The sequence below is a fragment of the Opitutus sp. sgz309028 genome, assembly GCF_059821195.1.
The window spans coordinates 523,099-545,490 of sequence record NZ_JCAMRR010000004.1 but is presented as its reverse complement, the minus strand read 5'-3'; the positions used below and the strand labels follow the sequence as shown (position 1 = coordinate 545,490).

17 protein-coding genes are annotated in these 22,392 nt (G+C 67.0%); 10 read left to right on the top strand and 7 right to left on the bottom strand.

Annotation, left to right across the window (positions count from 1 at the left end):
- Nucleotides 1-25 precede the first annotated feature (25 nt).
- The 4 genes from AC6RV7_RS18005 to AC6RV7_RS17990 all read left to right on the top strand — a co-directional run bounded on the left by AC6RV7_RS18005 (nucleotide 26) and on the right by AC6RV7_RS17990 (nucleotide 7,781).
- Nucleotides 26-1,582 (top strand): L-aspartate oxidase, encoded by a 1,557-nt coding sequence (locus tag AC6RV7_RS18005; RefSeq protein WP_500095491.1) that lies wholly within the window; start codon nucleotides 26-28, stop codon nucleotides 1,580-1,582.
- 99 nt (nucleotides 1,583-1,681) lie between these two features.
- Nucleotides 1,682-3,991 (top strand): hypothetical protein, encoded by a 2,310-nt coding sequence (locus AC6RV7_RS18000; protein ID WP_500095489.1) that lies wholly within the window; start codon nucleotides 1,682-1,684, stop codon nucleotides 3,989-3,991.
- 4 nt (nucleotides 3,992-3,995) lie between these two features.
- On the top strand, nucleotides 3,996-5,270 hold the full coding sequence (locus tag AC6RV7_RS17995; protein WP_500095487.1) for a glycosyltransferase: 1,275 nt from the start codon (nucleotides 3,996-3,998) through the stop codon (nucleotides 5,268-5,270).
- A 78-nt stretch (nucleotides 5,271-5,348) separates the two neighbouring features.
- The gene (locus tag AC6RV7_RS17990; RefSeq protein WP_500095485.1) at nucleotides 5,349-7,781 is read left to right on the top strand and encodes an endonuclease/exonuclease/phosphatase family protein; all 2,433 of its coding nucleotides are present in this window, start codon (nucleotides 5,349-5,351) and stop codon (nucleotides 7,779-7,781) included.
- A gap of 669 nt (nucleotides 7,782-8,450) precedes the next feature.
- Here the strand turns inward: AC6RV7_RS17990 and AC6RV7_RS17985 are convergent.
- From AC6RV7_RS17985 to AC6RV7_RS17975, 3 genes are all read right to left on the bottom strand, one after another.
- Complete coding sequence (locus AC6RV7_RS17985) at nucleotides 8,451-9,083, bottom strand: guanylate kinase (protein WP_500095483.1); 633 nt, start codon at nucleotides 9,081-9,083, stop codon at nucleotides 8,451-8,453.
- A 16-nt stretch (nucleotides 9,084-9,099) separates the two neighbouring features.
- Entirely contained in the window at nucleotides 9,100-9,639 is a 540-nt protein-coding gene (locus tag AC6RV7_RS17980; RefSeq protein ID WP_500095481.1) for a hypothetical protein, read from the bottom strand.
- Between the two features lie 81 nt (nucleotides 9,640-9,720).
- On the bottom strand, nucleotides 9,721-11,166 hold the full coding sequence (locus tag AC6RV7_RS17975) for a MiaB/RimO family radical SAM methylthiotransferase (protein ID WP_500095479.1): 1,446 nt from the start codon (nucleotides 11,164-11,166) through the stop codon (nucleotides 9,721-9,723).
- 112 nt (nucleotides 11,167-11,278) lie between these two features.
- On the opposite strand from AC6RV7_RS17975, the gene AC6RV7_RS17970 reads away from it, so the two are divergent.
- The 4 genes from AC6RV7_RS17970 (at nucleotide 11,279) to rrtA (ending at nucleotide 15,096) form a co-directional block, all read left to right on the top strand.
- Complete coding sequence (locus tag AC6RV7_RS17970) at nucleotides 11,279-12,622, top strand: 5'-nucleotidase C-terminal domain-containing protein (protein ID WP_500095477.1); 1,344 nt, start codon at nucleotides 11,279-11,281, stop codon at nucleotides 12,620-12,622.
- A complete protein-coding gene (locus AC6RV7_RS17965) occupies nucleotides 12,619-13,599 on the top strand; it encodes a lytic transglycosylase domain-containing protein (protein WP_500095475.1) in 981 nt (326 codons plus the stop codon). Before AC6RV7_RS17970 ends, AC6RV7_RS17965 begins: the two co-directional genes overlap by 4 nt.
- Before the next feature lie 61 nt (nucleotides 13,600-13,660).
- The gene (gene rhlP / locus AC6RV7_RS17960) at nucleotides 13,661-14,500 is read left to right on the top strand and encodes a rhombotarget lipoprotein (protein ID WP_500095473.1); all 840 of its coding nucleotides are present in this window, start codon (nucleotides 13,661-13,663) and stop codon (nucleotides 14,498-14,500) included.
- A gap of 20 nt (nucleotides 14,501-14,520) precedes the next feature.
- A complete protein-coding gene (rrtA, locus tag AC6RV7_RS17955) occupies nucleotides 14,521-15,096 on the top strand; it encodes a rhombosortase (RefSeq protein WP_500095471.1) in 576 nt (191 codons plus the stop codon).
- 10 nt (nucleotides 15,097-15,106) lie between these two features.
- Here the strand turns inward: rrtA and AC6RV7_RS17950 are convergent, their stop codons facing one another.
- The 4 genes from AC6RV7_RS17950 to AC6RV7_RS17935 form a co-directional block, all read right to left on the bottom strand.
- The gene (locus AC6RV7_RS17950) at nucleotides 15,107-15,907 is read right to left on the bottom strand and encodes a hypothetical protein (RefSeq protein WP_500095469.1); all 801 of its coding nucleotides are present in this window, start codon (nucleotides 15,905-15,907) and stop codon (nucleotides 15,107-15,109) included.
- A 20-nt stretch (nucleotides 15,908-15,927) separates the two neighbouring features.
- Entirely contained in the window at nucleotides 15,928-16,161 is a 234-nt protein-coding gene (locus AC6RV7_RS17945) for a hypothetical protein (protein WP_500095467.1), read from the bottom strand.
- 58 nt (nucleotides 16,162-16,219) lie between these two features.
- Nucleotides 16,220-16,711: a globin family protein gene (locus AC6RV7_RS17940; protein ID WP_500095464.1), complete on the bottom strand. Its 492-nt coding sequence runs from the start codon at nucleotides 16,709-16,711 to the stop codon at nucleotides 16,220-16,222.
- Nucleotides 16,712-16,780: 69 nt separating this feature from the next.
- Nucleotides 16,781-17,683, bottom strand: coding sequence for a 3-methyladenine DNA glycosylase (locus AC6RV7_RS17935; protein WP_500095461.1), 903 nt, complete (start codon nucleotides 17,681-17,683; stop codon nucleotides 16,781-16,783).
- A 128-nt stretch (nucleotides 17,684-17,811) separates the two neighbouring features.
- Here AC6RV7_RS17935 and AC6RV7_RS17930 point away from each other — a divergent pair, with 128 nt between their 5' ends.
- Both AC6RV7_RS17930 and AC6RV7_RS17925 read left to right on the top strand, forming a co-directional pair.
- The gene (locus tag AC6RV7_RS17930; protein WP_500095459.1) at nucleotides 17,812-21,981 is read left to right on the top strand and encodes a hypothetical protein; all 4,170 of its coding nucleotides are present in this window, start codon (nucleotides 17,812-17,814) and stop codon (nucleotides 21,979-21,981) included.
- Nucleotides 21,978-22,385: a hypothetical protein gene (locus tag AC6RV7_RS17925; protein ID WP_500095457.1), complete on the top strand. Its 408-nt coding sequence runs from the start codon at nucleotides 21,978-21,980 to the stop codon at nucleotides 22,383-22,385. Before AC6RV7_RS17930 ends, AC6RV7_RS17925 begins: the two co-directional genes overlap by 4 nt.
- Nucleotides 22,386-22,392 lie beyond the last annotated feature (7 nt).

Sequence of the window (22,392 nt, the reverse complement as noted above, 5' to 3'; positions counted from 1 at the left end):
CGGCGCCTTCAACTCCGCTTCGACCATGCAAATTCTCCGCACCGATTGTCTCGTGATCGGAGCCGGGCTGGCCGGCTGCGCCTACGCGCTGCGCGCCGCCCGCGCGGGATTGACGGTGGACCTGCTTTCGCTCGACGGCCGGCTCGCGGCCAACAGCGACTGGGCGCAGGGCGGAATCGTTTATCAGGCGCCGGGCGATCCGGACCAGCTGGCGCGCGACATCTTTGCGGCGAGCGACGAGACCGCGAACCCCGCCGCGGTGGAGCAACTCGTCCGCGAGGGGCCGGTCGCGGTGAAGGAGCTGCTGCTCGACGAGCTGGACATCCCTTTCGACCGCGGCGCCGCCGGTGAACTCGATTTCACCCGTGAGGGCGGCCACAGCGCGCGACGCATCATTCACGCCAAGGACACGACCGGTCACGCGATCCTCTCCGCGGTCGCGGACCGGGTGGACCAGACGGCGCACATCCGCCGCCGGCTCGGCTGGGTCGCGGTCGACCTGCTCACGCTCTCCCACAACACCGATCACATCGCCGACCGCTACGCGCCGCTCACCTGCTTCGGTGCTTACGTTCTGGATACGGAGAGCGGCGAGGTGCGCGCGATTTTGGCGAAGAAGACGATCCTCGCGACCGGCGGACTCGGGCAGATCTTCCTGCACAGCACGAATCAGCCGGGCAGCGTCGGCCACGGTGTGGCGATGGCCTACCGCGTCGGCGCACGCCTGATCGATCTCGAATACGTCCAGTTTCACCCGACCGTCTTCTTCAAGAAGAACGCCCCGCGCTTTCTCGTGACCGAGGCGCTGCGCGGCGAGGGCGCGGTGATCGTGAACAGCCGCGGCGAGCGGATTTTGGATACGGTGCATCCGCTGGGCTCGCTTGCGCCGCGCGACATCGTGGCCCGGGCGGTTCACCAGGAGCTCGCGGCGAGCGGCGAGACGTGCGTGTTCCTGGATCTCACCGCCATGTCGGCGGCGTTCATCCGCGAGCATTTCCCGACGATCACGGCGCGTTGCGCGGAGTTTGGCGTCGATGTCACGCGCGAGCCGGTGCCGATCGTGCCCGCGGCGCATTTCTCCTGCGGCGGCGTGCACACCGACCTGCAGGGCCGCACCAACGTCCGTCATCTCAACGCCATCGGCGAGACCGGCTGCACCGGCCTGCACGGCGCGAACCGCCTCGCGAGCACGTCGCTCCTCGAGTGCCTCACGAGCGCGAAGATGGCGGCGCTCGCGGACATCCGTGAACTCGAGCAGAACGAGTTTCGCGTGCCGGAACCGCGCGAATGGACGAGCCCGGCGCGGGAGGCGGATCCGACGCTGATCCGCCAGGACATGCAGCTGCTGCAAAGCACGATGTGGAATTACGCGGGCATCCTGCGTTCCCCGAAGCGATTGACCCGCGCGCGTCGCATCCTGCTCGAGTTGCGCGAGGAGATTCAAAGTTTCTATCGCGACTGCCGCGTGACGCGGCCGCTGCTGGAGCTGCGCAACGCGGTGCAGACGGCGCTCCTCGTGGTGCACGCGGCCGCGTTGAATCCGCGGAGCAAGGGCTGCCACTACATCGTCGACGGCGAGTGACCATGGGGGCGCGCCCGGGTGCGGCGGAAACTTCGTCCGCATCCCGGCACTTTCTGGAATAACTCGGGACAATTGGGTTCGGACTCCGGTTCAGACCCTATGATCCTGCGCTCGAGACCAGTTCGTTTTCTGATCACCCGGGTGGCGCGCGCCTACGGATTTCTCGATCCGGTGGCGCTGCTCGCGCATCTGCGCGGCTTCGCGAAGCCGTCGGAGGTCGCCGAACCGATCGAGTTGCTGCGCGCGGGAATGTTGTTCCACGCCCGCGGCCTGGTGAACACGAAGGCGATCCAGAACAATCTCGACTGGGTCTGGCCTTATTGGGTCGAGCGGCAGTTCAATCCGTCGGATCCGTCGTTCATTCCCCGCGCGTTTTCGTTCAGTCATATCAACCTCACGCATCGCAACTGGACCGCCGTGGGCGTGCCGGACGTGCCGTTTTATCCGATCGTGGATCCGCGCGGCCTGGTCACTCCGCTCTTCGACGGCTGGTCGCTCGATTTCTGGTTCGTGCCGGAGAAAGGCCCGGTGCTGCTGCCTTCGAAACTCGCCGAGGTCGAACAACAGGTGTTGCTCGATGACGCGCTCCAGCTGCGCACCGTCGCGTCGCGCGGACCGCAGGACCGGAACGGAGGGGAAATCGATGGCGTCGCCTTGGAGAGCGTGGTGACGCTGTTGCTGGACGGCGGCGAGCCGCAATGCCGCGTCCGCATCCGGGTGCACGGCGCGGCCTCGGGCTCGGTCGCCGTGGCGCTGCGGCCCTACAATCCCGAGGGCGTCAGTTTCGTGAAGGAGATTGCCGTCGACTCCGGCAAACAGGGCTGGCGGGTGAACGATCGCAACGAGGTGCGCTTCGACCGCCTGCCGGCGAAGCACCTGTTGTCGACCTATGCGGACGGCGACGTCCTGTTGCGGCTCGACCAGGCGATCGCGGCGCGAAAGGTCGCGTGTCCCGTGAGCATGGCGACGGCGGTCGCGTTGTTTCCGGTGCGCGGCGGCGAGGACGCGGTGTGCGAGGTGTCGGTGCCGATCTACGACGAACTGGAGCCGCGAAAACGACCGGTGTTCGAGCGGACGCAGTCCTGGCCGGAAGCGCTCGCGCCGCTGGCGCGGTTGCGCGTATCCGATGAGCGGATGCAGCGGCTCTACGATCTGGCGGTGACGAACCTCGTGCTCCACGCGCCGCGGGAGGTTTATCCGGGGCCGTATACCTACAAGCGCTTCTGGTTTCGCGACGCCGTGTTCATCCTGAATGCGCTGCTCTCGCTCGGCGGCGTCGAACGCACGCGCAAGGCGCTGCGCGAATTTGCGCCGCGGCAGCGGATGGACGGCTATTTTCTTTCGCAGGAGGGCGAGTGGGACAGCAATGGCGAAGCGCTGTGGTTCTATCATCGCTTCGCCGAGCTCACGGGCGAGACGCTGCCCGAGGAGTGGCGGCGGGCGGTCGCGAAGGGCGCGCGCTGGATTTCCCGCAAGCGCCTGCCGCTCACGCCGGTGCGGCCGGAGGCCGGGTTGCTGCCGGCGGGTTTCAGTGCCGAACATCTCGGGCCGAACGATTTTTATTATTGGGACGACTTCTGGGCGGTCGCCGGGCTGCGGAGCGCGGCGAAGCTGCTGGCGGCGACGGATCCGAAGGCCGCCGAACGGTGCGCGCACGAAGCGGACGAATTTCTCGCGACCATCCGGCGCTCGTTTCCGGTCGGGCCGCATCGGCGGTTTCCCGGCGCGATCCCGGCGTCGCCGCATCGCCGCATGGATTCAGGCGCGGTCGGATCGCTGGTCGCGGATTATCCTCTGCAACTGTTCGATCCCGGCGACCGGTGGATCGCGCGCACGGCCGATTATCTTTGCAACAACTGCCTGCATGCGGGCGGCTTTTTCCAGAACATGATCCATTCGGGGATCAACGCCTACCTGACGCTGCATCTCGCGCAGGTGCGGTTGCGCGCCGGCGATGCGCCGGCGGCGTGGGCGCTGATGGAAAGCGTGATCTCCCTCGCCTCGCCGACCGGCCAGTGGCCCGAGGCGATTCATCCGCTCACGCTGGGCGGTTGCATGGGCGACGGACAGCACATCTGGGCGGCGGCGGAGTGGTTGATGTTCGTGCGCAACCTGTTCGTCCGCGAGGAGGCGGACGCGCTCGTGATCGGCGCGGGCGTGCGGCCGGATTGGCTCGCCGCGGGCGACGTCGAATTCGGTCCGACGCAGACGCCGCACGGTCCGGTGGCGGTGCGCGTGATGCGGGCCGGCGACGGCGGGGTGCAGTTGACTCTCAACGCGCAATGGCGCGCCGGTGCGCCGCGTCGCGAGCTGCGTCTCCCCGGTTGTGAACCGCAGATCGTGCTGGCAGGCGACGACACGAAAGACTTTTCGCTCCGGATGCTGTCAGTGGGCGGCTCACCGAGCTGATCCCATGAACATTTGCATGATGACGAACACCTACCTGCCGCACGTCGGCGGCGTGGCGCGTTCGGTTAGCACCTTCGCGGAGGAGTATCGCCGCTTGAAACATCGCGTGCTCGTCATCGCGCCCGAGTTCGAAGGAAAACCGCTCCCGCCGCGCGCGGCCGCGATCGTGGAGCGAGTGCCCGCGATCCAGAAATTCAACGGCAGCGATTTTTCGGTGAAGCTGCCGCTGGTGGGCGTCACGCCGCGGCTGGATGGATTCGCGGCGGACATCATCCACGCGCATCATCCGTTTCTCCTGGGCGACACGGCCTTGCGGGTGGCGGCGACGAAAAACGCGCCGGTCATTTTTACGCATCACACGCGTTACGAAGACTACACCCATTATGTGCCGTTCGATTCGCCGGCGTTGAAGGAGGTGGCGATCAACCTCTCCACCCATTTCGCGAATCTCTGCGACGGCGTGATCGCGCCGAGCGAAAGCATCGCGCGATTGATCCGCCGCCGCGGCGTGGAGGTGCCGATCCGGGTGGTGCCGACGGGGATCGATCTGGCGGCGTTTGCCGGTGGCAACGGCGGGCGCTTCCGAAAAAAATTCGGCGTGCCTGAAAACGCGTTCGTGGTCGGCCATCTGGGCCGCCTCGCGCCGGAAAAGAACCTCGAATACCTCTCGCTCGCGGTCGGCGAATTCCTGAAGCGCACGCCGGAAGCCAGGTTTCTCGTCGTCGGTGGCGGACCGTCGGAGGAAAAAATGCGCGAAGTGCTCGCGAGCAAAGGCGTCGGCGAGCGGCTCGTGCTCGCAGGAAAACATACCGGGCGCTCGCTGGCCGATGCGTATGCGGCGATGGATGTTTTTGCGTTTGCCTCCTTCACGGAGACGCAGGGCATGGTGCTGTCGGAGGCGATGGCCGCGGGGTTGCCGGTGGTGGCGTTGAACGCGTCCGGCGTCCGCGAAGTGATGCGGCACGAGAAGAACGGTTTCATGCTCGCTAAAAATGCCTCCGCGGAACGCTTCGCCACGGCGCTCCAGAAGCTCCACGACGACCCGGCGCGGCGCGAGGCGTTGGCGCGCGAGGCGAAGGAAACAGCGAAGCTGTTTGGCAAGGAACGCTGCGCGCAACTCGCGCTCGATTTTTACGAGGATGTGCGGCGGATGACGCGACGCGAGCGGCTGAAGATCGAACGGAGCCCGTGGGGCACGTTGATCGAGCGGCTCAATGTGGAGTGGGCGCTGTTCACCGAAAAAGCGCAGGCCGTGGCCGAAGCGGTGGGAGGACGCTGATGCGCGCTCTGCTGAAGACAGCCGAAGCAGAAAATTTCGCGCGGCCGGAGCCGGCTGCGCTTGTCGCGATTTAAACGGATGTTTGCGGGCATCGAAGCCATCGTTCATCGCGTCCGGCGGCGGTTGAGCCGCAACGAGTGGGCCGTGCGGCACCTCGGCCTCACGCCGTCCGAAGGCACGAGCGAGGAGCCGGGCCTGCTGCTGATCCAGATCGACGGACTCGCGCGCAAGCAGTTCGAAGCGGCTGTCGCGGCGGGGCGAATGCCGTTCCTGCGGCGATTGATGGAGCGCGACGGCTACGGGTTGCGGACCTTCTATCCGGGGCTGCCGTCGACGACGCCGGCCGTGCAGGCGGAGCTCTACTACGGCGTGCGGTCGGCGGTTCCGGCCTTCAGCTTCTTCGACCGCGGATTGAAAAAGCTCGGACGGATGTGGGATCCCGAGTGGGCGAAGGCGCGAGAGGCAATGTTGTCGACGCAGGCCGAGGGCCTCCTCAAAGGCGGTAGCTCCTGGTCCAACATCTACACGGGCGGCGCCGGCCAGGAGGAAAGCCATTTCTGTGCGGCGAGCATCGGGCTCGGCGACATGTGGCGCACGGGCAAGATCCGGAACATCTTTGTCTTCATTCTGCTGCAGTTGCCGGCGGCGGTGCGGATCCTCTGGCGTTTGCTGGTCGAGCTCGGCGTCGCCGTGAGCGATGCGGCGCAGGCGATCGCGCGCGGGCGCAAGCCGAAGCTCGAGCTGATGCTGCTGCTCTCGCGCGTGTTCGTGGGCGTCGGCCTGCGCGAGCTGCTGACGATCAGCGGCCAGATCGATGTGACGCGCGGCCTGCCGATCGTGCACATCAACTTCGTCGGTTACGACGAACACGCGCACGTGCGCGGCCCGGGCTCGCGGCTCGCGCATTACGGCTTGCGCGGCATCGATCACGCGATCCGCAAGATCGTGCGAACCGCGCATCGTTCGCGGCGGCGCGATTACTCGGTGTGGGTGTTTTCCGATCACGGGCAGGAAGGCACGCGCGCGTTCGACGACAAAGCCGAGGGCGGTCTCGAAGGCGTGTTGCATGCGTGTCTCGAAGACGCGAAGCAGCGCGATCCGGCGTGGCACGCCCGCTCGCAACGGCGGCCGGTGACCGCCTCGGGCTGGCTCACCCGCAGCGAGCGCGTGCAGAAACACATCGCGCGGCAGCAAGCCGACGAGGAGATCACGCTCGAGGAGCAGAAAAGTGTGGTCGTCGCCGCGATGGGCCCCGTGGGTCATGCGTATTTCGCCACGCCGATGACGGACGAGCAGCGCCTGGCACTGGCTCGCCGGCTCGTGAAACAAGGCAGCGTGCCTGGTGCGCTCGTGCGCACGGACGGCGGCCGCATCACCTGGATCCACAGCGACGGCGAAAGCCACGTGCCGGACGAAGTGCCGGCCCTGCTGCGGGAGACGCACCCGGAAGCGTTGCGCGAGGAGATCGCGCGGGACCTCGTGCGTTTCTGCAACATCCCCGACGCGGGCGATCTGATCCTGCTGGGCTGGAGCCCGCGCGACGGCGCGTGGAGTTTCGCGCCCGAACGCGGCGCGCACGGTGGTTTCGGGCCCGCGGAGGCGCAGGGTTTTCTCATGCTACCGCCGGGCACGGCGCTGCCGGACGGTTGCGACGGCTTCGTGCGGCCTGCGGCGTTGCGGGCGGCGGCGTTGAACTATCTCGGCCGCGAACCGCTGCCGCCGGTCGCGTCGACGCCGCGGCCGTTCACGCAGATCCGGTTGATGACTTACAACGTGCACGGTTGCGGCGGGATGGATGGACGCGTGTCGCCGCGCCGCGTCGCGCGTGTGATCGCCGCGCAGGCGCCGGACATCGTCGCGCTGCAGGAGATCGATCTGGGGCGGCGACGCTCGCGGACCGAGGACCAGGCGGCGCTGATCGGCCGGCAGCTCGGCATGCATTCGGTGTTTTGTCCGACGATCACGCGCGGTCAGGAGCACTACGGTCACGCGCTGTTCAGTCGCTGGCCGATCGAGATCGTGAAACGCGCGCTGTTGCCGCACGACCCGAAGGGCTGGTGGAAGGAGCCGCGCGCCGCGCTCTGGGTGAAAGTGTGGGTCGACGGCACGCCGGTGAATCTCATCACGACGCACCTGGGCCTCGGCCGACGCGAGCGGCTGTTGCAGATGCACACGTTGTTGAGCGAGGAGTGGCTCGGCCGGCTGCGGGACGACGAGGCGATCATCGTCTGCGGCGATTTCAACCTCACGCCGGGCAGCCGGCCATATGGCCTGATGGCGCAGCGCTTGCGCGACGCCCAAGCCGCACGGCAGGGGCATCGTCCGCTCAACACCTTCAGCTCGCTCCGGCCGTTCGCGCGGCTGGATCACATCTTCATGTCGCGTCGGTTCGACGTCGCGAACGTGGTCGTGCCCCGGAGCGAGCTGACGCGCGTCGCCTCCGACCACCTGCCTTTGGTCGCTGATCTCGTATTCGTGCCTGCAGCCGCCGAAACGCCCACGCGCAGGTGACGGTGATCGCGATCGCGTAGAGGACAAAGCCGGCCACGCGCAGCGGCGTGAGGTCGGCGCTCATCTCGCCAAACACAATGCCGATGATCGAACGCAGGATGTGGATCGGCACGGCCCAGAGCAGCGCGGTCCTCACCGGCACGTTGACCAGGGGGAGCACGTAGTTTTGCAGGAAATACGGCACGCCCGGCAGCAGGGTCGTGAACTGCGTCAGCGGCGTGTGGGCCGCATCGGGCAGCCGGTCGCGGACCGGCTGGAGACGGCGGCCGAAGAACTGGGGCGCGCTGCGCACGATCGCGTAACTCAACAGCGTCTGCAGCACGATGGAGACCGACACCAGCAGCAACCCGAGTCCGATGCCGAAACGCACCCCGATGATCGCGTGCAGCACGCTGACCGGGAACCCTACCAGCGGCAGCAGGGTGACCAGCGCGAAGATCAGGCCTCCGTTCAGACCCTTCGCGCGCTCGTGCAGCGCCTCGACGTCGACCTGCCGGTAGAGCAGCGCGAGACCGATGCAGGCGAGCACGATGACGATGCCGGCGATAATTTTGCGACGATCGATCTGGATGCCGGCGACGGTGAGTTCCATGCACTCCAGACCACGAACGTCAGAAGCGGTTCGCGCCTGGCCCCCGTCGGACGCCCGGAAAAGGGATCGGGTGCCCCTCAGCGGGGCGCCAGGGCTTTCTCGCGCGCCTTCTCCAGGATGGCGAGCAGCGCCGCGAAGTCTTCGTCGCGCGTGCGGCTCTCGATCCGGAAGTCGAACTTGTGCGCCTCGCGCAACTCAGCCTCGGCGGTGATCATGCGACGCCGGATCTCGTCTTCTCCATCCTGCGAACGCGCCCGCATGCGGGCGACGAGCCGGTCGTGATCGACCACGATGAAGATCGTCGTCATGTGCCGGGCGAGCAGCGGATTCGCCCGGGCGGCGCGGCGGAAGCTTTCCACGCCCTGGACGTCGACGCTCATCACGAGGTTTTGTCCGCGACTGAGCGGCTCGAGGACGCTCGATTTCAACGTGCCGTAGCGCCGGTCGATGCCAGACTTCGGATCGCTGTGCACCCAGGCCCACTCGAGAAATTCGCCGGCCGCGACCTTCTGGTCGAATTCCTGCGGCGTGAAAAAATGGTAGTGCACACCGTTGACCTCACCCGGCCGCGGGGCGCGTGTCGTAGTCGTGATCACGCGCGAAAATTCCGGCAGCTCGGCCACGAGACGGTCGCACAGCGTGCTCTTGCCGGAACCGGCGGGACCGGCGAGGACGAGCAGCACGGGAGGCGGAGTCGGGGGGACGCTCATCGGCGGCAAAACGCGTTCAATATGTGAAGGCCGCGATTGCGAGCAGCAGGCCGTAGCCGGCAAGTGCCGCGCCGAGTCCTCGCGAGCGCGACGGACGCGCGAACAGCCACTGGAAAAAGTCGCGCAGCCGGAACGGCGACGCCCCCAGCCAGATCGCGAGCGCGATGAACACGTAAACCAGCGTCACCATGAACAAGCGCTGCGGCCGCTCGTATTCCATGTAAGCGGCGCCGAGCAGCGGCGAGGCGGACAAAAGCGTGAGCACGCACAAACCGCGCACGGCGAGAAAGTCCGGCACGCACTTGAACGCGAACACCGCCACGGCGCCGAACCCGATCGTCAGCAGCACGCGATAATCGCCGAAGTCCGCCGGCGAAAGATGCCAGACGTTGTAGAGAAACCAGATGGCACCGACGCCGAAGAACACATAGGCGGCGTTGGTGGAACGCGGCATCGCGCGCAACGCCGCGATCGCCCGCGAGCTGTTGAGCAGCAGCGGCACGCCGAGGGCGAGGAGAAACAAACCGGGCAAGAGCGTGGCGAGCGTGAGGGACATCGGTGGACGTTGAGAGTTGAGCGTTGAGAGTTGAGTGTCCAGTCAGCGCGGAAAAAGGGGCGGTCTCTCAACCCTCAACTCTCAGCTCTCAACTCCTTCCAGTACCAGCTCCCCATACAGCGTGCTCACGCTGGCGCGGGTGATTTTCAGCGGCACGAGCTGGCCGATCAGGCGCGGGTCGGCGTCGAAGACGCATACGCGGTTACCGCGCGTGCGGCCCGTGAAACGCGCGCCGCTTTTGTCCGGTCCTTCAACCAGCACCTCTTCGACCGTGCCGACGAGCGTCGCGGTGCGGCGTTCCGAATTGCGGCGCAGGATCTCGAGCAGGATCTGGTTGCGCTGCTCCTTCACGTCTTCGCTCACTTGCGCGTCCAAGGTCGCGGCGGGCGTGCCGGTGCGGATCGAGTATTTGAAGATGTAGGCCATGTCGTAGTTGCAGGCCTCGAAGAGCGCGCGCGTTTGCTCGAAATCCTCGTCGGTCTCGCCCGGGAAACCGACGATCACGTCGGTCGAGAAATACATTTCGGGCTGCGCGGCGCGGAGCGCGTCGACGATCTCGCGGTAACGCTCGCGCGTGTAGGGCCGGTTCATCGCGCGGAGGATCCGGTTGCTGCCGCTCTGCATCGGCAGGTGCACGTAAGGACAAAGTTTCGGCAGCCGCGTGTAGGCTTGCACGAGGTCGTCCTTGAAACCGCGCGGATGCGGCGACGTGAACCGGATGCGCTCGATCCCGTCGATCGCGTGCACGCGCTCGATCAATTGCACAAACGGCGAGATGCCGCCGGTGTGAACGTAATCGCGTCGGCCGTAACTCGTGACGATCTGGCCGAGCAGCGTGATTTCCTTCACACCGCGCGCGGCGAGTTGCTCGCACTCGCGCACGATGTCGTCCATCGGCCGCGACCGTTCGTCGCCGCGGGTCTTTGGCACGATGCAGAACGCGCAATCCATGTTGCAGCCTTGCTGGATCGAGACGAAGGCGGTGACTTGTGGCGGCGGCGCCGCCACGGAGGTGGCGTCGCCGAGCTGAGAGCCCAGAGCCGAGAACTCAGAGCCGGGATTTGCTGCCGCGAGGTCCTGCGGGAGGAGGTGGTCCTTGATCGTGTTCTGCGAACCGGCTTCCTCCGCGATGTCGACGATCGTCTCGCCGACCGGCACGCCGGCCTCGCGGGCGGCGCGGAGATTGTCGAGGTAATCGGGGACCTGGTGAAACTTCTGCGTGCCGACGATCAGGTCGACGTCGGGCAACTGGTCGAGCAGCGACGCACCGCGGTTCTGCGCCATGCAGCCGAGAATCCCGAGGACGAAATCAGGCTGCTTCTTCTTGCGGTGCTGCAGGTAGCCCGCCTTGCCGATCGCCTTCTGCTCGGCGGCATCGCGCACGCTGCAGGTGTTGAGCAACAGGATGTCGCAATCGTGCTCGTCCGTCACGATCCGATAGCCACGCGCGCGCAACATCGCCGCGACAGCCTCGCTGTCGCGCTCGTTCATCTGGCAGCCGTAGGTTTTGATGTGGACGCGGTTCAAAGGCGGAGCGGTCCTAGGTAATCGCCACGCGGCGAGGGTCAACGCGGGAAACGGCTCCGGCCGCGCCCGGCAGGCTTGCGGATCGGCGGGCACGAGGCAGTTTCTCCGCCGCATGCGCGGCCTCTTCCTGATTCTCAGCGGGTTGCTGCTGACCGGTGCCGTCCGGGCCGGCGAAGCGGCGGAAGCGATTTTTGTCGTCACCGGCGATCAGCACTCCGCCTACGCGCGCGCGGCGCAGTTCGTGGCGCGCGTGGATCGCGTGCGGGCGGAGAATCCCGGCGTGCCCGTGGCGGTGCTGCTCAACGGCGACTCGTTCGAGCTGGGCAACGGGATCGCGCTGCGGAGCGGAGGTGAAATCGAGTTCGCGATGTTCGCCGCCCTCGCCCGTCGCGGTACGACCGTGCTCAACCTCGGTAATCACGAGCCGGAGTTCTACGATCCCGCGACCACCGTGCAACGCATCGCCGCCACGGGCGTGACGGTGATCGGAAATCTCGCGCACGCGACCTCCGGTAAACTTTTCGCGCCGGCGTCGACGCGGCTGCGACTCGGCCGCGAGGAGATCGTGATCGCGGGGCTCACCATCGACGTGCTCGCGCAATATCGCGCGGCGGTGCGGCGGCTGCTCGACCTCACAAATCCCGAGGTGTGGGCGGAACGGAATTTCCCCACGCTGCTCGCCTCCGCGCCCGTCGCGATCGTCATGAGCCACGCCGGCCTGCGCCACGACCGGGAGATCTTCCGCTTTGTGCCGGATGGCACGCTCTATCTCGGCGCGCACGATCACACGCGCTACGTGCACCGGCTGGGCCGCACGGTTTACGTGCAGTCGGGATCGTGGAATTCGCACGTTTCCATAGTGCGGCTGCGGCGCGAGGCGCACGGGGTGGCCTGGAGCGTGGAGCAGCAACCGCTCCGCGACACGGATCCGGCGGATCCCGAACTTGCCGATGTGGTGGCGCGCGTGACGCAGCAGCAACGCACGCCGGAGGACGCCGCGCACGTGGGCCGGCTGGCGCACGCGTTGCCGCGCGACGAGGCGGCGAAGTTCGTCGTCGAGGCCTTGCGCGCGGCGGCGGACGTCGATGCGGCGTTCGTCGGCAACACGACGTTTGGCGACGGCTTGCCGGCGGGAGAGATCAGCCGGTCGGCGCTCGACGCCTGCGTGCGTTTCGACGGCACGCTGTTCGTCGCGGAGGTGACCGGTGCGCAGCTGCAGGCTTGGCTCGCGGCGGCGAACCAGAATGAGACGACGCCGTTCGAAGCGCGGCGCGGCGAATTCCTTTTCGGGGCGAGTCGGTTGAACGAAATCCTCCCGCAGCAGCGTTATCGGATCGCGACCACGGATTGGGGCGCGCGCAACCGGCTGCGTTATTTCGGCAGTGCGGAGCTCGCGTTTGCGGAACGTCCGGAACTGCGCGTGAAGACGATTGTCGCGGAGGCTCTGTCACGATGAACCGCGCGCGGCGTTTACGTTTTTCCTCAAGCCTGTCGGGGCTGCTGGCGTTGAGCCTCGCCGCCAGCGGGGCGGCGCAGACGTCGACGCCGAAAACGGACGACGCGGCCGAAACGCCGTCGCTCGATCAGCTCTACGAAAGGGGCAAGGCGCTGTTCGATCAGTTCGCACCGCCGGAGATCAAGGAGCAGTTCGAGTTTCCGTCGAAGGAGCAGTGGGACGCGTTTGCGCTGCGGCTGCAGCAGGCGCTCGAAAGCGAGGACCTCAGTCAGCTCGCCGGCTATCTGCCCGAGGCGCGTTCGGCGCTCGCGGCGTTGCGGGCGTTGCCCGGTTATGAGGATTACGCAGACTGGCTCCAGGAGCGGATCGACTACATCGAGGCGGCCGATCAGACGAAGGCCGCGCCGCCACCGCCGGCGCCGGTGCAAAAAGGCGAACCGGCGAAAGGGCCGGCGCTCGTGCCCTACTACGAACTCTGGCTGGAGCGCATGATCGAGCGACCGGTGCCCGCGGGCGCATCGAAACTGTTGCCGACGGTGCAGGCGGCGTTCGAGGCCGAGGGCGTGCCGAAGGAGATCGCGTGGCTCGCCGAGGCGGAGTCGACCTTCAATCCCGACGCGCGCAGTCCGGCGGGCGCGAAAGGTTTGTTTCAATTCATGCCGCAGACCGCGAAGGGACTGGGCTTGAGCACGTTCATGCCGGACGAGCGGACGAATCCGCAAAAATCCGCGCGCGCGGCGGCGCAGCATCTGCGCGAGCTGCACGGCAAGTTCGGCGAGTGGCCGCTCGCGTTTGCCGCCTACAATGCCGGCGAAGGGCGCGTGCGGCGGCTGCTGGAGAAACGCGGCGGGCGCACGTTTGCGGACATCGCGCCGGCGCTGCCGTCGGAGACGCGCATGTATGTGCCGAAGGTGTGCGCGACGATCGCGGTGCGCGCGGGCGTGACGCCGGAGAACCTGCCGCCGCCCGCGGGCTGAGCGCGAGCGGTCGCGACCAAAATGCAGTTGAGTCGCGGCAGCCGTTGAAGAGGATCGCGGCATGCTCCCGCTTCGCCTTCCGGTTTGCGTGCTCGTTGCGTTCGCCACCTTCGCTGCGTTGTTCGGCAGCGGCTGCACGGTCTTCAATCGCGAGCGCACGGACCGTTCCAGCAGCGTGGTGAGTTTCCTCTATCCAAATGAAGCCAACCCGCTCCCGCCGACGACGATCCCGGTGCTGCGGCTGCCGCTGCGGGTCGGCGTTGCGTTCGTGCCGTCGTCGGGCGGCCGCGGCATGAGCGAAGCACAAAAACTCGCGTTGCTGGAGCGCGTCGCGGGCGAGTTCCGGGCGTATCCGTTCGTGCAATCCATCGAGGTGATTCCGTCGACGTATCTCCGAGCGCAGGGCGGCTTCACGAATCTCGATCAGGTGCGCACGATGCTTGGCATCGATGTGATCGCGCTCGTCGCTTACGACCAGGTGCAGTTCACCGACGAGAATTTTCTTTCGCTCAGCTACTGGACGATCGTCGGCGCGTATATTTTCCAGGGGAACAAGAACGATACACAGACGATGATGGAGGCGGCGGTCTACGACATCCCGAGCCGGCACCTGCTGTTTCGCGCGCCGGGCATCAGCCGCGTCCAGGCCAATTCGCAGGCGATGTATCTGGACAAGAGCCTCCGCGACGACAGCGGCCATGGCTTCGAAGTGGCGACGGGCGAGTTGATCGCGAATCTGAAGACGCAGCTGGATGCGTTTCGGGAGCGTGTGAAGAACGCACCGGGCGAGGTGCAGATCGAACACAAGCCTGGCTACACCGGCGGTGGGGCGATGGACGGCGTGCTGGTCGGGCTGCTGGCGCTGCTCGGCTTCGGCCGGTGGTTGTGGCGGCGAAAATAAATCGTTCGGTCTCCGCACCGGTGCCGTGGGCCACGCTCGCGGTGACCTTTGTGATCGTGGCGGTGCGGGCGACGCCCTCGCTCGGCGCCGACCTCGAGCTCGAACGCTCGGCGCTGGATCGCGGCGAATTCTGGCGGTTGTGGACCGCGCATCTGGTGCATTTCGGTGCCGGTCATCTGCTGTGGAATCTCGCGGTGTTCGTGCCGGCGGGCGTATGGTGCGAGCGGCTGGCGCGGGGCCGCTTTCGCGCTCTCCTCGTCCTTGCGCCGCCGGCGATCAGTCTCACGGTGCTCGCGATCGATGCGGCGCTGGTGCGCTTCGCCGGTTTGTCGGGGATTTCGACGAGCGTGTTGACGCTGCTGGCGATCGTGCAGCTCGGGCGACCCGAAGCCGACACGGTGCTGTGGCGTGGCGTGCTCGCGGTGGTGTTCGTGAAAATGATCGTGGAGAGCGCGTGGCAGACGCCGCTCTTCGTGAGCTTCGACGACACCGCGGTCCGGGCTGTGCCGCTCGCGCATATCGTGGGCGCAGCGATGGCGGTGATCGTCTACTTCGCGGCGGAAGCGCTGCGACGCGGGCGAGCGTATTTTCGCTGAGCGCCAGCGATCATTCCGGCACGACGTAGAATTCGACGAGCGCCACGCCGCCCTCCCCGGCGGCGGGCTGGACGTGCGCGGTGTAGATTCCCGGCGGCAGTTCGACCAGGAGCACGGATTCTTTCGAATTCGCGGGCAGCGGAGACGCGCCAACGCGGGCGGACGCTTCCACAATCTCGTTCGCGTCAGGGCGTTCGCCCCAATTGTCGTTGTAGAAATAGGCCATGTTGCCGTGGTAGATCGTCAGGTAGGGATCGGGCAGCGGATTCGCGACACCGCCGGCGACGAGCGACGGACCGAGCGCGCGGATGAGCACGCGACGATGCGATTCGTCGATCACGAAGCCGGCGATGAGCGGCTCGTTCGCGCTGACGAGGCTGCGCGCGGAGAGGTTGACGAGTTTGCCGACGTTGTAGATCGCGTCCTCGCGCGCACCGACTTCGAAGTAGATCAGACCCGCGATCGTGATCGCACCGCTGCGCAATTCGAAGTTCGCGACCGCATCGACGCTCAGGGATTGAAACGCCGTCCAGGCCTCCGTGTAGATGAGCGGCTTGTCGCGGTAGGCCACAGGCGCGGCCGTCGCGGTCGAACGCTCGCTTTCGAGGCGGAAGCCGCCGGTGGCGATGAGATGTCCGGTCTGGAGCCGGTGGGCTCCGTCGACGGTGATGAACTTCACTACCGGAAGTTCGTAGAGCCGGATCGGTGCCGGTTGATTGGCGGCACGGGCACTGACGGTGAGCGCGGCGGCGGTGCAACCGAGCGCCACGAGCCGCGCGCTCACGGAGACGAAGCGAGAAATGGACTTCACGGGACAGGTGCCGGATCGTGTCAGAGGTGCAGCAGGATGATCCCGGTGTTGCCCGCTGCTTCGGCGCGCGGCGGCGCTGCGGCGGGGCGGCGCGCGAGCTTGCGGTCCGTGGCGGGCGTGCCGGACGCGCGCTCCGTCCGGATATCGATGACGCGGACGAACAGCGATGAGTCTTCCGCCCCTTCGCCGGCGGGGGCGTTTGCCGGGAGTGGGCGGAGACGGCTCTTGGGCAAGGGAGCGGGCACGAGTTTCATGGTGACTGGGTTTACGCGTCGCATTTGCCGTTGGAGTCAGAGGGCGCGAAGAAATCGGTTAGCGGGTCGAGGGTGTGAGCTCCGATTGCCGGGAACCCTCGATCATGGCGTTTGCCACCGTTGCGTAGCTGGTCGACCACGCTGCCTTGACCTCGGGCGTGAACGACGGACCGAGGCCTTTTTCCAGCGTCCACAGCAACGCCGCGCCGATCGTGGCGTAGTGGTCCTCGCGCACGCCGGAGGCGGCCTGTCGCGCGCCCAGCCGGCGGAGGGTGGGCAGGATGACGTTGAACTCGTCGAGTGTCCCGACCGCGATTCCGATCAGGTGCATGAGCTTGCGGCCCTGCTCCACGAGGTCGCCGCGAAAAAGCGGCCGCAGCGAAGGATCGAGGTCGAACAAGCGCGCATAGAACAGCGCGGCGGCCTGATCGGCGATGGGCGCGACGCGCCGGAAGGAGTTTTTGACGAGGAAGATTTCGAGCTGGTTCACGGTTGAAGCGACGGGATGCGCCACGCGGAGGAGATCGGTGGCGTGAGCGGATTCTGCCACGGAATCGCCGCTACGGCCACGGGCCGGCCGGGAGTGGGCCGATCGGCCCAGGCGTCGGCGCGCGCGACGTCAGTCCGCGCGCGCGGCCGCGAGCAACCGCTCGCACACCGCGATCAGGCGCGCACGCACCGGCTCGCCGCGGCGGCTGAAGCTGCGCTGGTGTTGCTCATACTCCGCGCGACCCGCGACGGTCTCGATCGGGATCGGAGCAAAACCAAGCGCGCGCAAATCATACGGACTGGCGCGCATGTCGATCTCGCGGATATCGCGGGCGAGTTCGAAGCAGTCGGCGACCAGGTCGGCGGGCGTGAACGGCGCGAGTTTGAACGCCCACTTGTAGAGATCCATGTTCGCGTGCAGGCAGCCGCGCTGCTCCAGCTGCAGCGCCGCGGCGCGCGTCGGCTGGTGCCGGTTCAGCGGCCGGGCGGGTGCGGTGAAAAAACGAAACGCGTCGAAATGCGAACAGCAGATCGCGTTGCCCTCGACAATCCGCGCAATCTCGTCCGGCGAAAAACGCAGCGGATACGCATGGTGCCGGATCTCCTCAGGCGACTGGCGGTAAACCATCGCCCATTCGTGCAACCCGAAGCAGCCGAAGAACGCCGGTCGGTCGCGCATGCCCGCGAGCAGATCGCGCAACCAGCTCACAAACTCGCGCCGGTGGGCCGGGAGCGCGGCGGCGTCGATCGCCACGCCGAGCGGTGTTTCCGCGTATTCCGGCCAGCGCAGAAAGTCTCGTGCGCTGTCGCCAGCGAGCGCGATGTCCGGACCCGGATGCCAGCGTCGCAACCACGCGGGGCGGAAGGCGTAATAGTTGAAAAGGAAATCGTAAACCGGGTGCTTCTCGCCTCGCGCCGCGCGCGCTTGCTGGGGATCCGTCCACCGTCGCACCCGCGCCTCATGCGCCGCCTGCCGGGCCCGCCAGACGGGCTCGGAAAGGACTTCGACGGCGGACGCGCTCTGCACGGACATGCGCCGATATCATCGTCCGGCGTCGACCGGCCGCAAGCCCGCGGCCGCTTGGCAAACGGCCTGCGACGGAGCGGATGCGTGTGTTTCCGCTTGGCGGATACAGCGGAGCCGGCAGCCTTCGCTCTTTCGTGAGCGGTCCGGCTTCACAGGAAAATCCCCCAAAGGCGAAACGTCGGCGCTGGCCGTGGTTGGTCGTCGGGTTTCTCGGCGGCAGCGGCGTGGCCGCGGGCCTGTTGTTCGCGCCGCCGGTGCAGGGCTGGTTGTTGCGGCGCATGATCGCGACGCAGCCCGGCTGGCGGCTGAATTTCGAAACGTTCGGGATTGCGCCGACCGGCGTCCAAGCGCGTGGGCTCGAGTTTGCGATGCCGGGACTCCAGGCGCAGGCCGAACCGCTCGCGGTGCGGATCGCACCGGGTCGGCTCCTGACCAAACGCGAGCTGCAGATCGAGCGCGTCGAAGCGCAGAAGGTGCGCGTCACGATCACTCCGGCACAGCTCGCGTCCGGCGACTCGGCGGAACCGTTCACCGGCTTGCTCACACTGCTGCAATCGCCGCTCCCGTGGCTCCTCGACGAAGCGCGGATCGACGGCGAGATCGCGGTGCGCGATGGCGACACGGCGGTCGTGGTGGGCTCGTTCAAACTCGAGGGCGGCCAGCTGTCGGCGACCACGCCCGGCGAATTCACCTACGAGCTGACGGTGAACTCCGCGCTGCTGCCGCTCGGGCCCGATAACAAGGTCCGCAGCCGGGGCACGATTCGCCTGACGCAAAACCGGCGCCACGGCGTCGCGAGAATCGAGATCGCGGGCGATCTGACGCTGCCGCGGTATGGTGCGCTCGCACTGCCGGCGGGGCGGTTCTCGTTCGCAGTCGTCGCCACCGAAAAGGGCGAAGAGTATCGCGGAGATGTGAAGCTGGGAACCGCGGTCGCGGGCGAATTGCACGCCGCGCTCGACGCGGCGGCGAAGCGGCTGGGCGGACGGCTGACGCTGGGAGTCGAGGAGGGAGACCTACTTTCGGCGACGCTCGGTTCGCCGCTGCCGCACGTGACGGCGACGAGCTCGGTCGATTTCGAGATCGGCCTCGATGCCAATACGCTTCGCGCCGACGCGGGCGGCGAGTTCGACGTGCGGGATTTTGGGCGTCTGCAGCCGGAGCTCGCCGGCGTGGACGCGTTCAAAGGGCGCTTCGGGGCCAAGTTCGTGAAAGCAGGCGACGCGATCGTCGCGCAGCATTTCGATTTCGAGCTCGCGGCGAATCGCGCGGAGCCCGACCGACCGACGATCCGGCTTGATTCGCTGGCACCGGTGGATGTGACGGACCTGTCGTCGTCGTCGCCATTGGCGAAGCTCGTGTTGGCGCATCTGCCGATCGCGTGGGCGAATCCATGGCTCGTCGCGGCGGGCGTGCAGCTCGAGCCCGCGGAGTTCGGGGGCGAATGGCAGGTTGCGCTCGCGGACAAGAGGAAACTCGTGCTCTCGCCGGTGCGCGCGTGCGTGATCGAGCCGGTGATCTTCACGCCCTCGCCGCTGCCGCCGGGGCGGTTCGCGTTCAGTCCGCGTATCGAGCTTTCGGAGACGGGGGTGACGCTCGACGTGCCAGACTTTCTGGCGGAATCGAAAGCCGGCGAACGGATGATGGCGCGGCTGGCGGCGAACTACGATTTTACGAGCGGAGCGCTCGGTTCGCACGGGCATTTCGAGGGCGTCGTGCCGACGCTCCCATTTGTCGTCTCCGCGGATTGGACCGCGAAACTGGCGGGACAAACGCTCGCATTGAACGAATTCTCGCTCGAAGCCCGCGCGCCGGACGCGACGAATCCGGCCGTGCGACTCGCGCTCCTCCGGCCGACGACAATCGATTTGGAAAAGTTGACAGTGCCGGTCGCGTCCGGCGGGGCCGAGCTGATGCGGCTGAGCTTCGACCGCCTGCCGCTCGGCTGGATTTCGCGATGGAGCGGTGACGTGGCGATCGACGGCACGCTTGCCGGCGGCGTGTCCGTACTTCGCGCCGATGCGGAAGGAAAACTGACCTTCTCGACGCAGACTCCGTGGACGATCGACGACGCGGGGCTGACGGTCGGCGGGCGTCAGCTCGCGCAAGGACGGATGCGTTTTGCGCCGCGGGCGGAGCTCGCGGAGAACCGTGTCGCGGCGACGCTCGCGGAGTTTTCCGGCGAGGATCAGGCCGGCAATCGCGTCGCGGGCGACGTGGAGTTGTCGGCGGAGATCGCGGAGCGGAAGGTCACCGCGGCTCTCACGCTGGCGGCTTCGCTGCCGGCGTTGCCGCACAGCGAAGGAACGTTCGGTGCGCTGGACGCGGACATCCGCGCGAAGGCGCACAACGAGACGGACAAGATCGTGGTGATGGACGAACTGGCGGTGCAGGTGCGCAGCGCCGGGCGCGAGTTGTTCGCGGTCGAGGCGCCGCAGCCGTTTCTCTTTGGTTTTTCGAACAGCGGCATGTTCACGGTCGGCACGATCGCGCCGCTCGCGCTGCGCACCGGTGAGATTCCGCTCGCCTGGCTGCGTCCCTGGTCGGCCGGGCTGGAGCTGGAGGGCACCTTGCAGCCGGCGGAGTTTGTGGCGGCGGCGCAGCTGACGAAGTTTCAGGTGCGTCCGGTCAAGCCGGTGCACGTGCGCGACCTCGCTGCGCGTTGGGAAGACCGCGACCTGGTCCGTGAAACGGAGTTTTCGTTTCACCCGGGACTAGACCTGACGCTGATCTGCATCCCGTTGCCGGAGTTCCAACTCGCGTTGTCCGGCACGGCGCACGTCACCCGTGGAGCGCTGGAGATCGCCGGGCGTCATGCGCTCGATCTCGATGCGGCCTTTTCGTTCCTCGGCAACGATCGCGCGCTGCTGCCGAGCGGAATCGAACTGACGACCCGCGTGGAGCTGGCGGCGTTGCGCGACACGCCGGCGCTGGCGGGCCGGGGTCTGCCGACCCACGGGACGATCGTCGCCCGGGTGAACGGCGACATGCTGGGCAACGAGCCGATCGAATTCTGGACGCGGGTCGATGGGGTGCCGGCTGCCGACGGCTCGCGCGTGCTGCCCGCATTGGAAATCGGAGCGCATGGCAAAGTTTCGCTGACGCAGAGCTTCACGGCGGATGTCGCCGTGCAACTGGAGACAACTCCCCGGCCGACGGAGGCGAAGTTCGAACTGGGACTGAACCTGCGCGAAGGGAATCTCGAGATCGCGTCGGCGTTTCGTAGTGCTTTTCTCGATGCGGGGGAGGCGCTCGAAATGCTGCGAGCCTTTCAGCCGAGAACGACGGAGCCGGTGAAGGATCCGGACGGCGCGACGCCGCGGGCGGAGGGCGGATCGCGTTACGCGCAGCTGGGCGTGCCGTTCTGGTCGACCCTGCGCGGCCATTTCGACCTCGATATCGGCACGCTGCAGTTTGCGCCGTATCGGATCGAGCGCGTCGGCGGCCGGCTCGAGTTGCGCGACCGCGAACTGGAGCTGAGCCATCTCAGCGGGTCGATGTTTGCGGGGCGCTGGGGCGGTCGGGTGCGAATCGATTATCAGCCGGAGAATCAGGCCGGCGACCATGCGCTGGCGGGTGAGTTTCGGATCGAGCAATTCGATTCGGCGCGCGTCGTGCAGACCGTGTTTCCGGAGGAGCTGTCGACACTCGACGCGAAGATCGACGTGCGGTCGACGGTGCGCAGTCGCGGCAATGCGCTGGTGGAGTTGATCGAACGAACGGAAGGCGAATTTACGGCCGAAGGGTCCGGCGGCGTGGTGCGGTTGAAGGTGCCGAAACAGGAACTCGCGGCGACGGCGGCGGTGTTTGGCGGGACGATCTTGTTGTCGCCGGAGCTGCGCGCGCTCGGGCGGCTGTTGAAGAAATTTGCGGAGATGCCGGTCGACCAGATTCGCCTTGCCGGCCAGCGCACCGCGACCGGCGAGGTGGAGCTGAGCGAGTTGCGGATCGATTCGCCGCAGGCGCGGCTGAGTGCGCGGGGGCGCATCCCGGCGGTGCCGGGCGAGCCGTTGATGAACCGGCCGCTGGAGCTGTCGATCGATCTCGCGGCGAAGGACGAGATGGCGGTGATCCTCGGCGGCATGAGCCTGATCGAGAAGAAGCCGCGGGCGGACGGTTATCGGCCGTTGCGGGAGACCTTCGTGCTCGGCGGCAAGGCCGGCGAGCCGGACACGCGGCCGTTGTATGACCTGCTGGCAAAGGCGGTCGTGGGCTCGAAAGGCACGTGGGGTTTTCTAATGCGCCAGGTTCAAAACCAAGTGAACAAGCTGAAGCCGGCGAAGCCGGGCGGAGGGAAGTCGTGAGGCGGGTCAGCGCAATCTTATTTCTGCTCGCAGGTCTGGCGGGGGCGCTGCGCGCGGCCGAGCCGGAGGTGCGGGTGTTTTATGGACTGGCGACGAACACGACGGCGGAGGCGTCGGCCAATGTGTTGCTGGTGCTGGCGATCGATGGCGAAAAAGTGGTCGGCCAGATGCAGACGGAAGCGCCGCTCGCGGGTTCGGGCCGGCTCGAGGGAAGGCTGATCGGCGGCTGGTGTGAGTTGAAAGGCCAGCTGGAGGAAGGTTTCGCGATCGAGTTTCGCGGCGCGTGCAATGCGCGCGATTTCCGCGGCACCTACACCGCGGCGGTGCCGGGTGAGCTCCTGCAGTATGGCAAGTTTCAGCTCTCGCTGCAGTCGCCGGCGAAGGTGATGCCGCCGGAAAAATAAGGCGGCT

Coding starts and splice junctions, on each gene's coding strand:
- AC6RV7_RS18005 (WP_500095491.1), top strand. CDS start 26: ATGCAAATTCTCCGCACCGATTGTCTCGTGATCGGAGCCGGGCTGGCC.
- AC6RV7_RS18000 (WP_500095489.1), top strand. CDS start 1,682: ATGATCCTGCGCTCGAGACCAGTTCGTTTTCTGATCACCCGGGTGGCG.
- AC6RV7_RS17995 (WP_500095487.1), top strand. CDS start 3,996: ATGAACATTTGCATGATGACGAACACCTACCTGCCGCACGTCGGCGGC.
- AC6RV7_RS17990 (WP_500095485.1), top strand. CDS start 5,349: ATGTTTGCGGGCATCGAAGCCATCGTTCATCGCGTCCGGCGGCGGTTG.
- AC6RV7_RS17985 (WP_500095483.1), bottom strand. CDS start 9,083: ATGAGCGTCCCCCCGACTCCGCCTCCCGTGCTGCTCGTCCTCGCCGGT.
- AC6RV7_RS17980 (WP_500095481.1), bottom strand. CDS start 9,639: ATGTCCCTCACGCTCGCCACGCTCTTGCCCGGTTTGTTTCTCCTCGCC.
- AC6RV7_RS17970 (WP_500095477.1), top strand. CDS start 11,279: ATGCGCGGCCTCTTCCTGATTCTCAGCGGGTTGCTGCTGACCGGTGCC.
- AC6RV7_RS17965 (WP_500095475.1), top strand. CDS start 12,619: ATGAACCGCGCGCGGCGTTTACGTTTTTCCTCAAGCCTGTCGGGGCTG.
- rhlP (WP_500095473.1), top strand. CDS start 13,661: ATGCTCCCGCTTCGCCTTCCGGTTTGCGTGCTCGTTGCGTTCGCCACC.
- AC6RV7_RS17945 (WP_500095467.1), bottom strand. CDS start 16,161: ATGAAACTCGTGCCCGCTCCCTTGCCCAAGAGCCGTCTCCGCCCACTC.
- AC6RV7_RS17935 (WP_500095461.1), bottom strand. CDS start 17,683: ATGTCCGTGCAGAGCGCGTCCGCCGTCGAAGTCCTTTCCGAGCCCGTC.